Genomic DNA, 12,839 nt, shown 5'->3' on the forward strand with positions numbered 1-12,839 from the left:
AAAAATAGGGAATAGGGAATAGGGAATAGGGAATAGGGAATCTCTGCGTCTCTCCATCCTCTCCATTCCCCTATGAACTGGTGGGTAAGGTAATGGTAATCCGGGTTTCCTCGTCGGGGATACTGGTAATGGTTAAGTCACCCTGATGAATTTGGGCAATCTGTTTGGCGATCGCCAGTCCTAAGCCTGAGCCTTGTTGCTCATGGAGTTTACGATTAAATTGCATATAGGCTCCAATTTGCTCGATTTGCTCTGGAATCATCCCCCGTCCTGAGTTAATTACGGTTAAGATGAACTGGTTATCTTTTACCTTTGTCATTACCTGAACTGGGGTTCCAGAGGGAGAAAACTTGAAGGCGTTATCAATGACTTCTTGTACCAGTTTATGTAATCGAGACGCTTCCATCTGGACGGAACTATCTTCTAACTCATATTTAAGATCGCTCGTGCGCTCAAATTGGTCTGCTTTTAAGGTAATCGCTTCTTCAACTGTATCTCGAATTGAGCCAGTAGAGTGGGAGCGCCATTGGTTGAGGCGATCGCTATTTTTGCTGGTCAATTCCAACTCAGCGTACAAAAGAAAATTCTGAATCAAGCGGTGTAATCTTTTTCCCGATACTAGGATCTGCTCGGCCATCTCTCGGATCTCTTCGGGTTTTAAGTCTTCTGCGGCATAACTCATCAGTTCCGCAAACCCCATAATTCCATTCAGGGGAGTGCGTAATTCATGGGGCAGCGATCGGGTAATACTCTCGCGCAACTCATCCAATTTTCCTTCAGACGCTTGTTTAATCAGAGCTTGTTTATCTAAACGACTGTTAATCGCTTTGAGTAATTGATCCGGTAAACAAGGTTTCGTTAAATAATCATCCGCCCCTAACTCCATCCCTGAACGGACATCATTTTTTTCTGCTTTCGCCGTTAAAAAAATAAAGGGAATCATCGCCGTTTTCGGATCGGAGCGTAATTGCTCTAATACTCCATAACCATCCAAGTGGGGCATCATCACATCACAGAGAATTAGATCGGGAATTTCGGCTTTGGCTATCTCTACTCCAATACAGCCATTTTCTGCTCCTAGCCCTTCAAACTCCTCCGCATCCAAGAGATCGAGAATATTTTCACGAATCATTTCCTCATCTTCAATCACTAATACTTTAACCATCTGTATTGGCTCCTCTGTGTCAAGATTATCAATATTGGTTTAGTTTACTCGTAAGGGTTAACCCATTTATCTCAATTTTCACCCCGTTTTTGCAGCAGTAACTTCGGCAATCTTTTCTCCGGTTTCAAGATTTGCGCTTCAAACTCCTCCTTCGCTAGGGGCTGACTGAAATAATAGCCTTGAATGATTTCGCAGTTCTGAGCCTGTAAAAAACTCCCTTCTGGTTCTGTTTCCACGCCTTCAGCGACGACTTGCAAATCCAGGGAATGCGCCATTTTGATAATCGCTGCTACCAGGGATTGTTGTTTCATATTCATTTCAATTCTTTTAATAAAACAACGGTCTATTTTTAAGGTGTCAAAAGGAAAATCCTTCAGATATTCTAGAGACGAGTATCCGGTGCCAAAATCATCTAAGGCAAGTTTAACCCCAATAGACTTGAGGGAATTTAAGATTTTCAATGCTTCTAGTTTCTGTTCAACTAAGGCATTTTCTGTTAATTCTAATTCTAGAGTGCCCGGGATATAGCCCATTGAGATCAAAGTATCTAAAAGCCATTGGCGCAAGGGGATTTGGGTAAGTTGGCGGGGAGATAAATTAACGCTCACCTGGAAGTTGGGGTTGAATTGCTGCCAGTGTTTCCCTTGTTTGCAGGCTTGCACCAGTACCCATTTACCGATCGCATCAATTAATCCCGTTTCTTCAGCGATGGGAATAAATTTAGCCGGAGAAATCCATCCCCGCTCTGGATGTTGCCAGCGAATCAGGGCTTCTGCACCAATAACATTACCGGTGTGCAAGCTGACTTGGGGTTGATAATGGACATCAAGTTCTTGGCGCTCTAGGGCGTATCGTAGATCGGCTTCTAGGTTGAGGCGATCGCTCGAACCGACGTAAAAGGTGGGAATATAGAATTGATATTTATTACCTCCCTGTTCCCTGGCCTGATTAAGAGCACGACTGGCATTTTGGATGAGAGGATTGATATCTTGCCCATCCCTGGGATAATAAGTGATACCAATACTGGCGGTCATAACCAGATTTTCCTGCTCGATCGCAAAGGGTTGAGAGAGCTGTTCAAGCAGAGTTTGTATCTGTGCCATCACTTGATGTCGGGAGAGGTGTTCCCCTAAAATGGCTACAAATACATCATCACTCAGGCGAGCGAGAATTGTTGAAGTTGAGGGATCGAAAGTTTCCCAGATGCGTTGAGCCGCAGCTTGCAGGAGGCGATCGCCAATATCATAACCGAGGGTATGATTAATCCGCTCAAACCGATCTAAACCAATACATAACACTGGGATCAGTTGCTCCTGTCCAGCAACGAGGGTGGAGCTATTTTGCACCAGGGTTTGGAAGAGATCCCGTAAACGGGTACGGTTGGGAAGATGGGTTAACAAGTCTTCTGAGGCTTGACGCTGAAGTTCTTGTAAATAGTGGGCATTCAGACTCGCCTTTTTATCCAACCGGGCAGCAACAGCCCTGAGAATTTCATTGGGCAGACAGGGTTTCATCAAATAATCATCCGCCCCTAGCTCCATTCCATAACGAAAATCTAGGCGATCTCCTTTTGCCGTTAAGAAAATAAATGGAATATGGGAAAGAGCTGGATTTTCTTGTAGTGTCGTTAATACTGCATAACCTGTTAACTCCGGCATCATCACATCACATAAAATCAAATCAGGTATCGCGTTTTGGGCGATCTTCAACCCTTCGCGACCATTGTCTGCACCCAGGACTTCATATCCTTCTGATTCCAACAATTCCAGAACATTTTCCCGAATTGCTTCATCATCTTCAATGACCAGAATTTTCGCCATAGTCAGTCTCTGATAAGTTTAAAGGTAAAACCACGGTGAACGTGCTACCGACTCCCACCTCACTTTCTACTGTAATCTCTCCCTGCTGTAAATCAACAGCCCGCTTAACAATTGCTAATCCTAACCCCGTTCCGGGGATATTTTCCACCTCACTACCGCGATAGAAAGATTTGAATAAGTGTTCTTGCTCTGACCGACTAATCCCCATACCCTGATCTTCTACTTTTAAAATTAAGTTTTTATCCTTATTTGCTAACTCGACAATTGCATGAGAACCTTTAGGTGAATAGTTCACCGCATTTGAGAGTAAATTATAAACAATATGTCCCATTAATTCTGGATCTAAATAAACTTGATGAGTATGGAGAGCATCCGTTTTGAATTCAATGTCTATGTGGGTTTTGGAGGACGTTTTAATTTCGTCAATCATTTGGGTACATAGCGTTTGAATATCTAGCCCTTTGGGTTTAGGATTTAATTGTTCAGGATCTGCCTGACCAATAACCAAGATATCTTCGAGAATGCGAGTCATACGCTGGACACCAGACTTGATGCGATCGAAATGAATTTGTTTTTTATCTTCTGTCCATTTATGACTATATTTTTCTAATAATCCTGCCGAAAATAAAATCGTTGCTAAAGGGGTACGAAATTCATGGGAAACCATAGTAATAAACCGAGACTTTAAATCTACTAACTCTCGCTCTTTAGCTAGATTTTTTTCCATCTCGATTTCTACCTGAGCGCGAGCCAGGGCAATATCTAAAGTAGTATTTAAATCTCGCTCTTCAAAGGGTTTGACGACATAGCCAAAGGGGTTAGTTTTCTTCGCTCTGTCTAGGGTTTTTGGATCGGTATGAGAGGTTAAGTAAACCACAGGTATTTTAAAGTTATGGATAATTTTTTCTCCAGCTTCTATGCCATCCATTTCTCCTTTCAGCACAATATCCATTAAGACTAAATCTGGCTTAACTTCTGGCACTTTTTCTAAGGCTTTTTCCCCCGAGCTGACTATTCCCACAACTGCATATCCCATCCGCTGCAAGCTGTTGCGGATATCCATGGCAATGATTCGCTCATCTTCAACGACTAATATTTTTATCAAGTTCATCATTTTGATCTGCCTTCTGTTTATCAATCCACGGAAAAGTTATTTTGACATAAGTTCCTTGCTCACCCATTAACCTTAAATTTCCTTCAAGTTGCTCGACTAAATTCTGGACGAGTTGTAAGCCCAAAGAATCGATTTCTTCGAGGTCGAAGTTTTCTGGTAATCCTCGACCATCATCTTGGACTAAAAGACTCAGGGTTGCATCATCCTGACGGATAAATTCTACTGTAATTGTTCCTGATGATTGTTCTACAAAGGCATACTTAAAACAATTAGAAACTAATTCATTGACAATCAAGCCACAGGGAATTGCTGTGTCCACATCTAAGGCAATAGATTCAAGATTGAAGTCGATCTCAATCTTTTGAGAGGATCGGCTATAGGAACTGAGTAAATTACTGACAACTGTATAAAAGTAATCTTGGGCATTAATTTCTCCCATTTCTTGGGAATGGTAGAGTTTCTCATGAATCAAACTCATGGAGCGGACGCGATTTTCACTATCTTTGAAGAGTTCTCGATCTTGGGGATTTTGCACATAGCTTGATTGTAATCTTAATAAGCTAGCAATCACTTGCAAGTTGTTTTTGACGCGGTGGTGTAGTTCTTTGAGCAAGATTTCTTTTTCTTGTACTGATAATTGGAGTTTTTCATTAAGGTGTCTTAACTGTGCGGTTCTTTTCTTAACTCTAGCCTCCAATTCTTCATTGAGAGATTCTAGAGATTCAGCGGCTTTTCGCTGACTGGTGACATCACTAAAACAGTGAACTCTGCCCCGAATATAACCACTGAGTTCATAGGGTCTAGAGATCAGTTCAATCATCCGATCGTCAATGAGTTCAATCAGATGTTGATGAGTTTCTGTGGGGTCTTGATAGTTCTGATTGATGAAGTTAATAAAGTCTTCTGGATAGCGCATTTGATCGAGTAAGAAGGCGTTCACTAACTGGGAATCCCTAGAAGATAAGATGTGATCGGGAATGCGCCACAATTGCACATATTGTTGATTATAATTGAGGATATCGCCTTCTCGATTTAAGACTAAAATGCCGTCAGCGGTAGAGTCTAATGTGGCTTGTAAAAGGGAGATCGATCGCTCTAGAGCGGCTTCGGTGTGTTTGCGTTGGGTAATGTCTTCGGAAATAGAGGCTAAACGATAGATGCGATCGCCGACTGGATAACGCACGGGGAAACATCGGGTCCGAATCCAGCGGGTGAGACCACTGGGGAGCAGAATACGGTATTCTTGTTCCCAAGGGCCATGACGTTGAGCGGGTAAGGTGGCTTGAATGCGATCGCTCTCTTGAGGATGAATAACACTTAACCAGGATTGGGGATTTTCGTATAAACTTTCGCACGATTGTCCCCAAATTTTTTCGTAGGAAGGACTGACATAAATGATGGCTTGGTTATCAATATCTGTTAACCAAAAGACTTCATTGAGGTTTTCTACCAGATTGCGAAATCGTTCTTCTGAATCTCGTAAGGCTTCAATATTGAGGGTGGTTTCGATTAAACTATTACCCAGAACAACTTGACCGACTACAACCCCATCCTCATTTTTCATCACCATCCCTCTGATGCGGTAGGGAATTGGCCCTGCACGAGTCAACAGTAGGGTATCGATTTCATTTTGTCCGTCCTGAAAGGCTTGTTGAATATGTTGGGTAATCGCCGCTCGCTCTTCGGGAGGAAAGAGAATTAAAACGGATTCATTCATTAACCGAGTTTGACTTAAACCGGTGACTTTTTCTAGACCCGGATTCCAGCGTTGCAGATAATATTCCGTGTTAATAGAATATAAAATATCAGGTAAGCGGTTAAATTGGCCTTGACGAGCGTTTAAACGTTGCGATCGCTCATAGGCTGATAAGACCAGTCGTAAAAACTCTTCTTCTTTCTCCCTATTGTCTGCACCTAACTTGCCACAGGAGATCTGATGGATATGGACAACATCAACGACACTGATATCTGAAGCAAATGCCAGTTGTCCTAAAAAAATATTGGCGGATACGGGAACGGTAGGTGCAAGCAAACCTTCTTGCTCATCCGTTGCCAAGCGGGTTCCCGACTCTGTATCCTCGGGATAACTGACTGTTCCTTGAAGATAGGTTCGCAGTTCTATGGTATAACGCTGATGAAATTCAGCTAATGTCTCATCTTTTGAGACCATTCTTCCTCCCCATACGGAACTCCTGCTATCTTATCCTAGCGCAGTGAGGAAGAGCTTTGCGCTCTAAAGTAGTACTTGAGAAAAAGATGGGGAACAGGGGGAGGATGGGGAAGAAATTTCCCATACCCCCATGCATCGATCAATGCACTATTCTAGTCTCGTCAAGGTACTACTGCTAAGATTTATTACAATTTTCGCGATTTTGCATAAAACAGCCGTCATGTTTCTGAGATCTCTATAGAGCCACTCATTCATGAGGTGAATGTTATGAGTCAAGAATTTATTAACCGGGTTGTGGAATTGACGAACTTTCAGCGTAGTCAATTCGGTTTAGCTCCTTTGGTTGTTAATGCACAGTTGACGCAAGCGGCTCAAAGCCATACTGAAAATATGGCCTTTCAGGACTTTTTTAGTCATACTGGCTTAGATAATAGCTCTATTGGCGATCGCATCAGCGCTACCGGATATCAAGCTTCTACAGGAGCCGAAAATATTGCCGCAGGATATCAAACGCCAGAACAAGTAGTTGAGGGATGGATGAATAGTCCTGGACATCGAGCCAATATCCTTGATGCTAATTTACAGGAAATTGGAGTCGGTTACTTTTTTCTCGCTAATGATACCGGTACTGTTAACTACAATTCCTATTGGACACAAGTGTTTGGTACTCCTCGTAATGGTGTCGTAACCCCTGCACCTGCACCGACTCTAGTCAATCCAACTAGCCCTTTTACCCTGGGTTCCGATCTGAATGACCAAATGACGGGAACGGTTAGTAATGATACAATTTTTGCTCTAGGGGGAGATGATATTGCTCGAGGGAATAGTGGTCATGATTATGTCAATGGAAACTTAGGCAATGACCAAGTTGCCGGAGATTTGGGTAATGATTCTGTGCGTGGAGGTCAAGGGAATGATTTTGTTTTTGGCGATCGCCAAAACGATCAGGTTTTTGGTAATAATGGCGATGATATCCTCTACGGCGGCCAAAATGAAGATTACCTTGATGGCGGAGCAGGTAATGATATCCTCTATGGAGACCTGGGATCGGATGTTGTTATTGGTGGCACAGGAAACGATATCTTTGTCCTCCGTCCCGGTGCGCCAGATTTAATGTTTTACAACGATGCTGAGGATTATATTGGTTTAACTGGAGGGTTATCATTTAATAGTTTAACCTTCAATTCTGGCAGTGGAGAATTAGCCAACGCCACATTAATTTATCAAGCCGGAACGACGAATGTTTTAGCCATTCTCCCCAATGTTGCCCCGAGCCAGATCGATCCAGGAGATTTTATTTTAGTTTAATAGAATTACCCGCCAGAAACCGGGGTTCTCAAAGAGGTCCGGTTTCTCGTATTCTATGCTAGTGTATAGGATGAATAAAATAATGAACAAAGTTATGGAAAACAATCCCGCAGGAACTCTAATTGAAATCGATCCAATGCTCCTGCAAGAAGCTCTTGCGTTGAGTAAATCTCCTACACCTACTGAGTTACTTGAAGCTGCTTTACAAGAGTATATTCAAAGCCGAAGACAACTGAAAGTTGTTGAGCTGTTTGGGACGATTGATTATGATCAAGAGTATAACTATAAGCAACAGCGACAAATCTGATGAAGGCTCTGGTTGATACTTCAGTGTGGTCACTGGTATTGCGATGCAACACAACGAATAAAGTGAATGAAGCCGCTACCATTTTACAGGATTTAATTGCAGATGGACGAGTGGTCTTAGTGGGAGCAATTCGTCAGGAAATCCTTTCCGGGATACGCTACAAGGAACAGTTTAATCAATTGAAAGAGTATCTTCGCACTTTTCCAGATTTAGAGCTAACCCCTGAAGATTATGAGTTGGCCGCAGAGTTCTTTAATAGCTGTCGCAGCAAAGGTATTCAGGGTTCAAATACTGACTTTCTGCTCTGTGCTGCTGCTCATCGCTGTGGGTATAGTATTTTCACAACAGATAAGGATTTTGAGAATTTTCGACAATACATTCCCATTGTATTAGTAGATCGTAACCTCAATGACGTTATACATTTTGGACAGCGATCATTTGAGTCTCTATCAACGAGGTGATAAACCTCTAAGCCAGCGACTAGTGACGATTCAGGCTAATCTAATTGCCATCACTGTAATTAGTGTTGAAGAATTAATCCGAGGTCGTTTGGCACAAATTCGCAAAGCCAATAAACCTCAAGAACGGGTGTCTTCCTATTACTGGTTTACTAAGACAATCGAATTTTTACAAGATTTTACCTCGTATGGTCTCTCAGACGAACACCCTACCGATCGCGTTAAATCGGATTATTTGGAAATAGTTTTAAAATGTAGGGTGGGCAGACACTGCTCGCCCTATCTTTGCTAATGGCGATCGCCCAATCCCCTCAGAAAAGATTGTCGGGCTGCTAAAATATCGGTAATACCCATACACTCTTCTAATAAGCGCAAATTGAGAGTGGGTAAACATTGACTATCCTCGGCGCGATCGTATCCACTCAAATCCGATCGCAGCACGTAGAGCGAAAGGCGATCGTTTTGCCAAAACCAAACTTCTGGGATACTGAATCTACGGTACTTTTCCAATTTATCAATGCCACCGCTTCCCACACTTATGAACGCACCTTTCTTTCCCCAAGTTTCCGTTATTGTGCCGGTGTATAACGGTGAGGAGGACTTACCGGAATTGTTACAGGGGTTTCGGAACCAGACTTATCCAAACAATCGCCTAGAATACCTGATTGTCGATAATGGTAGCAGCGATCGCACCTCGGAAATTCTCCAAGCTGCCGACTTACCCAACCTCAAACCCCTGAGTCAAACCGAGATCCAAAGTTCCTATGCAGCGCGAAACTTGGGCATCAAAACCGCTCAGTATGAGATTCTCGCCTTTACGGATGCCGACTGTCGTCCCCAACCGGAATGGTTAGCGAACCTGGTTAAACCGTTTGCCAAGCCAGACATTGGGTTATCGGTGGGCGAAATTATCGCGCTTCCCGGTAACACTCTACTGGAACAACACGCTGATCGCCAAGAAACCCTCTCCCAAAAACATACCCTCGCGAACCCCTTCTGTCCCTATGGACAAACAGCCAACTTAGCAGTGCGTCGCTCTATTTTCGATCGAGTGGGACTGTTTCGTCCCTATTTAACCACAGGAGGAGATGCAGATATCTGTTGGCGTATTTTGCGCGAAACTGACTGGAAATACGAATTTGTCCCCGATGCAACCGTTAAACATCGCCACCGTCGCACCCTCAAAGAGCTGCAAAAACAATGGTATCGCTATGGAAAATCGAACCGCTATTTACATCAACTCCATGGCGTAGACTTGATGCGTTCCCTAACGCTCAAAGAAACCCTCTATCGGATGACACGCTGGATGGTTAAAGAAGTCCCCCTCACCAGCGCCAAAATGCTCTTAGGGAAGGCCGATATTGTAGACTTAGTGAAGACTCCTTTAGGGTTGTACATGTTCCAAGCCAGAACTCAAGGGCAAACATTTTCCGATCTGCCGGAAAATGCCCGCTATATCGAACCCCTCACCCCTAACTCCTAAACTATGCGTTCATATACCCTATTAGCGTGCGCGAAAATTAATTTATATCTGGAGATTGTCGGCGATCGCGCCGATGGTTATCATGAATTAGCGATGATTATGCAAAGTGTGGGTTTGTGCGATCGCCTGCAAATCGAACCCTCTGGTACAGATATCATCCGCATCACCTGTAACCATCCCGATGTTCCCAGTGACTCTAGTAACTTAGCCTATCGTGCAGCGGAGTTAATGTGTTCCGAGTTTCCCGAAGCCTTCGCCCAATATGGAGGTGTGAATATTAGCATTGATAAACACATTCCCGTCGCTGCTGGGTTAGCCGGAGGATCGAGTAATGCGGCGGCTGTATTGGTGGGGATGGATTTGTTATGGAATTTGGGCTTAACTCAGGGAGAATGCGAACGGTTAGGAGAGCAGTTGGGGTCAGATGTGCCGTTTTGCGTTCGAGGGGGAACAGCTTTAGCTACGGGACGGGGAGAAAAATTATCCCCTCTGCCGGATCTAGATCAATTGTATGTGGTGTTGGCCAAGTATGAAAGCGTGAAGATTTCCACCGCTTGGGCGTATAAAACCTATCGCAACATCGATGAAGAGTCCTATATTCGCGACCCAGAACATATTGAAGCCTATGGTCAAAAAGTTCATTCCGGGCCGATAGTGAGGGCGATCGCCAGCAAGAATCATGCTATCATTACCGAAGAATTGCGGAATGATTTTGAAAAAATTGTTTTACCCGAATATCCCCAACTCGTCGCGCTCAAACAACGGTTTATAGAAGCCGGGGCACTGGGTACACTCATGTCGGGTTCAGGGTCTACCATATTTGCCCTTACCGAATCTCAAGCGGAAGCTGACCGAATTAAAAGCGACATCGAACAACAATTAAATGACCCCGATCTCAACTTATGGGTCGCTCAGTTTTCACCAACAGGCATTAAAGTGAGTGACTAATAGATACTCTAGCAATCATGATCAATCATAACGAATCAATTTCTGAACAGACGAGTAAACCGGCTATTTCTGCCAATGTTACCCCAGTGCGCTGTTTAACCGGCGCTCTGATGAGTGGGGCGATTACCTCATTTCTCTATTTCCTCTCCATGTCCATTATTGAGACATTTGCCAATAAGCCGCTCGCGACAAAAAATGCGATCGCTTTAAATATTGGTGCAGCCGTCCGCACCCTCGTCATGGGCATGGGATTATTAGCGACTGGTGTATTTGCTCTGACTACAGTCGGATTGTTAGCTCTAGCCATTCAACTCAGCGTTCGCAAAAGCACTGTCAATTAATCCCCGCTTGAACGAAAAAGAATGCACTATTCTATATGAAACAGTCCACTACTAGAACTATCTGCTCCAGCTTTTATAGCGCTTCGCGAAGCGTGTGTTTACAATAATCTGTAGGGACTTTCTGGCCGGAAAGCCCCTACATGCGCCCTTATCTGTCAAGACTATAGCGCGCAGCGCTATACTATTCGCTGATCAGAACAAGAGGCTCTTTCTGGGGAATTTTTATCGTAATTTCCAGAGTTCCCCCTAATGCATTTACCACCTCCTGAAGTGTATTTAACTCCAGACATTCCCTACTTTCTAGTTTTGCTTTTCCGGGATGCGCTTCGGTAAAATATTGCTCTAACTCTTCCTCCAACAATCCTAACTTCTCTTGCAGATACTGGAAAGTCAGTTCTTCAAGATAAATTTTATTCGCTCTAGCTTTAATCCATTCCTGTCGTTCTGGAGAAAGTTTTGCTAACTCTGACGATAACGTTGTATAGTCTTTCATTATTCTTCTTCCTTCAGTTTTTCAAGATAGTTTTCATAACGTTGCTCTGCTATAGGAATATTTTCCTTATACCATTGCTTGTTACCCGTTTTATTGCCGCCAACCAGTAAAATAGCTTATCGTTCCGGGTCGAACGCAAATAAAATCCGCCAAGGGTCTCCTTTATATTGAATACAAAGCTCTTTGAGATTCTTAATTGAAGAGACTTCAAGAGTATCAACTCTCGGTCTGCCCAAAGACGGGCCGAATTTCATCAACAGAGTTAAAACTGAAAAGACTTCATCTTGGAGTTCTTGTGCCTGTTGATAAAACCAGAGCTTAAAATCGGGATCGAATATAACAGTCCATTTCATAAACTATAACTCAACTCGCAGCAAAGTCAGTAAACTTCCGTTTATATTGAGATTATCGTTGGAGTTTTGCGGCAATTCCTTCTAAAGATAACGCTTGAGGGGGAGGAATTGTACAGACGGAACTGTTGCCATAACTATACTCAGGATCGTGAATCATGGCTAGAGTTTGATAGATATGGAAACGGTTAATTTCTTCCGGTAAAGTTAAGCCGAATTCTTTTAAACAATCCGCTAATTTGAATTGGTAGAAAAATATTTTTTCGCCCTTCGGTCGCTCAAAAAATCCCCAATTAAGTGCCATCCCAACTGCGGCACGATAGGGATCATTTTTCAATTTACCAAGGTTACGGGGCAGATCTTCAGGACTAATTGTATTTCCGGGGGTTCCTAGATAGGTATAGTTATTGGTTTTCATCGCTGACCAAAAATCCGGTTTATTTCGCCAATCTTGAATGATTTCGATGTTTACCCTAATATCGGGATCGCCCTGATAATATTCCCAAATTGAACTCATGGTGTGGTGAGAGTCAACCATATAAAATTGATTCCCCGGGCCTAAAACAACCGGTACTTTGCGCTGATTTACATAGTTTTCAACCGTTGCATATTCAGAAGATTCTCCGCGATCAATAACCTTTAAAACCGCGACCTGATATTGCACTTGATACTTACCCACCACGGGTTGTGTGGGATGCAAATCGGCGATCGCGATCTGGCATTCCAGAGTCGTTCTCAGTTGAGGAGGACGGGAGGGACAAGGGGGAATTCTAGCGTCTGCGGATGGAGGAAGAACGATCGATAAACCCAAAACGACTAGAGTCAGGCAGAAGAGCCAGAATTTTTGCACAGGTCAAACTCACCAAAAAATGCATACTCGTA

The 12,839-nt window shown here is 43.3% G+C and carries 14 protein-coding genes and 1 pseudogene; 7 read left to right on the top strand and 8 right to left on the bottom strand.

All coding sequences use genetic code 11. The features are described 5' to 3' along the window. Positions 1 to 70: 70 nt before the first annotated feature. The 4 genes from PN466_RS19980 to PN466_RS19995 form a co-directional block, all read right to left on the bottom strand. Complete coding sequence (locus tag PN466_RS19980) at positions 71 to 1,165, bottom strand: hybrid sensor histidine kinase/response regulator (protein ID WP_271942947.1); 1,095 nt, start codon at positions 1,163 to 1,165, stop codon at positions 71 to 73. Positions 1,166 to 1,236: 71 nt separating this feature from the next. Further along, complete coding sequence (locus PN466_RS19985; protein ID WP_271942948.1) at positions 1,237 to 2,985, bottom strand: EAL domain-containing response regulator; 1,749 nt, start codon at positions 2,983 to 2,985, stop codon at positions 1,237 to 1,239. Further along, positions 2,963 to 4,099 (bottom strand): hybrid sensor histidine kinase/response regulator, encoded by a 1,137-nt coding sequence (locus PN466_RS19990; protein ID WP_271942950.1) that lies wholly within the window; start codon positions 4,097 to 4,099, stop codon positions 2,963 to 2,965. Before PN466_RS19990 ends, PN466_RS19985 begins: the two co-directional genes overlap by 23 nt. Next, entirely contained in the window at positions 4,068 to 6,269 is a 2,202-nt protein-coding gene (locus tag PN466_RS19995; RefSeq protein WP_271942952.1) for a PAS domain-containing sensor histidine kinase, read from the bottom strand. Before PN466_RS19995 ends, PN466_RS19990 begins: the two co-directional genes overlap by 32 nt. A 267-nt stretch (positions 6,270 to 6,536) precedes the next feature. Here PN466_RS19995 and PN466_RS20000 point away from each other — a divergent pair, with 267 nt between their 5' ends. From PN466_RS20000 to PN466_RS20015, 4 genes are all read left to right on the top strand, one after another. Further along, a complete protein-coding gene (locus PN466_RS20000; protein ID WP_271942955.1) occupies positions 6,537 to 7,577 on the top strand; it encodes a CAP domain-containing protein in 1,041 nt (346 codons plus the stop codon). Positions 7,578 to 7,659: 82 nt separating this feature from the next. After that, a complete protein-coding gene (locus PN466_RS20005) occupies positions 7,660 to 7,884 on the top strand; it encodes a type II toxin-antitoxin system VapB family antitoxin (RefSeq protein WP_271942957.1) in 225 nt (74 codons plus the stop codon). Continuing rightward, positions 7,884 to 8,345 carry a type II toxin-antitoxin system VapC family toxin gene (gene vapC, locus PN466_RS20010; RefSeq protein WP_271942960.1) on the top strand — a complete coding sequence of 154 codons (462 nt, stop codon included), beginning with the start codon at positions 7,884 to 7,886 and terminating at the stop codon, positions 8,343 to 8,345. Before PN466_RS20005 ends, vapC begins: the two co-directional genes overlap by 1 nt. Positions 8,346 to 8,367: 22 nt before the next feature. Continuing rightward, complete coding sequence (locus PN466_RS20015) at positions 8,368 to 8,634, top strand: hypothetical protein (protein ID WP_271942963.1); 267 nt, start codon at positions 8,368 to 8,370, stop codon at positions 8,632 to 8,634. Here the strand turns inward: PN466_RS20015 and PN466_RS20020 are convergent. Next, a complete protein-coding gene (locus tag PN466_RS20020; RefSeq protein WP_271942966.1) occupies positions 8,631 to 8,876 on the bottom strand; it encodes a hypothetical protein in 246 nt (81 codons plus the stop codon). The genes PN466_RS20015 and PN466_RS20020 overlap by 4 nt on opposite strands. A gap of 4 nt (positions 8,877 to 8,880) precedes the next feature. Here PN466_RS20020 and PN466_RS20025 point away from each other — a divergent pair, with 4 nt between their 5' ends. The 3 genes from PN466_RS20025 to PN466_RS20035 are packed head-to-tail and all read left to right on the top strand — an operon-like array spanning position 8,881 to position 11,114. Beyond that, positions 8,881 to 9,825, top strand: a complete 945-nt coding sequence (locus tag PN466_RS20025; protein WP_271942969.1) for a glycosyltransferase — start codon at positions 8,881 to 8,883, stop codon at positions 9,823 to 9,825. A gap of 3 nt (positions 9,826 to 9,828) precedes the next feature. After that, a complete protein-coding gene (ispE, locus tag PN466_RS20030) occupies positions 9,829 to 10,773 on the top strand; it encodes a 4-(cytidine 5'-diphospho)-2-C-methyl-D-erythritol kinase (RefSeq protein WP_271942972.1) in 945 nt (314 codons plus the stop codon). Positions 10,774 to 10,790: 17 nt separating this feature from the next. Then, on the top strand, positions 10,791 to 11,114 hold the full coding sequence (locus PN466_RS20035; RefSeq protein WP_271942975.1) for a DUF3082 domain-containing protein: 324 nt from the start codon (positions 10,791 to 10,793) through the stop codon (positions 11,112 to 11,114). A 181-nt stretch (positions 11,115 to 11,295) separates the two neighbouring features. Here the strand turns inward: PN466_RS20035 and PN466_RS20040 are convergent, their stop codons facing one another. The 3 genes and pseudogenes from PN466_RS20040 to PN466_RS20050 all read right to left on the bottom strand — a co-directional run bounded on the left by PN466_RS20040 (position 11,296) and on the right by PN466_RS20050 (position 12,807). Beyond that, positions 11,296 to 11,607: an XRE family transcriptional regulator gene (locus PN466_RS20040; protein WP_271942978.1), complete on the bottom strand. Its 312-nt coding sequence runs from the start codon at positions 11,605 to 11,607 to the stop codon at positions 11,296 to 11,298. Continuing rightward, a pseudogene (locus PN466_RS20045) lies at positions 11,607 to 11,960 on the bottom strand (type II toxin-antitoxin system RelE/ParE family toxin). Before PN466_RS20045 ends, PN466_RS20040 begins: the two are co-directional and overlap by 1 nt. 52 nt (positions 11,961 to 12,012) lie before the next feature. Then, positions 12,013 to 12,807, bottom strand: coding sequence for a ParB/Srx family N-terminal domain-containing protein (locus PN466_RS20050; protein WP_271942983.1), 795 nt, complete (start codon positions 12,805 to 12,807; stop codon positions 12,013 to 12,015). Positions 12,808 to 12,839: the final 32 nt, after the last annotated feature.

Source organism: Roseofilum reptotaenium CS-1145, from assembly GCF_028330985.1.
Classification (GTDB): domain Bacteria; phylum Cyanobacteriota; class Cyanobacteriia; order Cyanobacteriales; family Desertifilaceae; genus Roseofilum; species Roseofilum reptotaenium.

What these genes read in the sequence shown, in the direction of transcription:
- PN466_RS19980 (WP_271942947.1), bottom strand. Translation starts at nt 1,165, where the DNA reads ATGGTTAAAGTATTAGTGATTGAAGATGAGGAAATGATTCGTGAAAAT.
- PN466_RS19985 (WP_271942948.1), bottom strand. Translation starts at nt 2,985, where the DNA reads ATGGCGAAAATTCTGGTCATTGAAGATGATGAAGCAATTCGGGAAAAT.
- PN466_RS19990 (WP_271942950.1), bottom strand. Translation starts at nt 4,099, where the DNA reads ATGATGAACTTGATAAAAATATTAGTCGTTGAAGATGAGCGAATCATT.
- PN466_RS19995 (WP_271942952.1), bottom strand. Translation starts at nt 6,269, where the DNA reads ATGGTCTCAAAAGATGAGACATTAGCTGAATTTCATCAGCGTTATACC.
- PN466_RS20000 (WP_271942955.1), top strand. Translation starts at nt 6,537, where the DNA reads ATGAGTCAAGAATTTATTAACCGGGTTGTGGAATTGACGAACTTTCAG.
- PN466_RS20005 (WP_271942957.1), top strand. Translation starts at nt 7,660, where the DNA reads ATGAACAAAGTTATGGAAAACAATCCCGCAGGAACTCTAATTGAAATC.
- vapC (WP_271942960.1), top strand. Translation starts at nt 7,884, where the DNA reads ATGAAGGCTCTGGTTGATACTTCAGTGTGGTCACTGGTATTGCGATGC.
- PN466_RS20025 (WP_271942969.1), top strand. Translation starts at nt 8,881, where the DNA reads ATGAACGCACCTTTCTTTCCCCAAGTTTCCGTTATTGTGCCGGTGTAT.
- ispE (WP_271942972.1), top strand. Translation starts at nt 9,829, where the DNA reads ATGCGTTCATATACCCTATTAGCGTGCGCGAAAATTAATTTATATCTG.
- PN466_RS20035 (WP_271942975.1), top strand. Translation starts at nt 10,791, where the DNA reads ATGATCAATCATAACGAATCAATTTCTGAACAGACGAGTAAACCGGCT.
- PN466_RS20040 (WP_271942978.1), bottom strand. Translation starts at nt 11,607, where the DNA reads ATGAAAGACTATACAACGTTATCGTCAGAGTTAGCAAAACTTTCTCCA.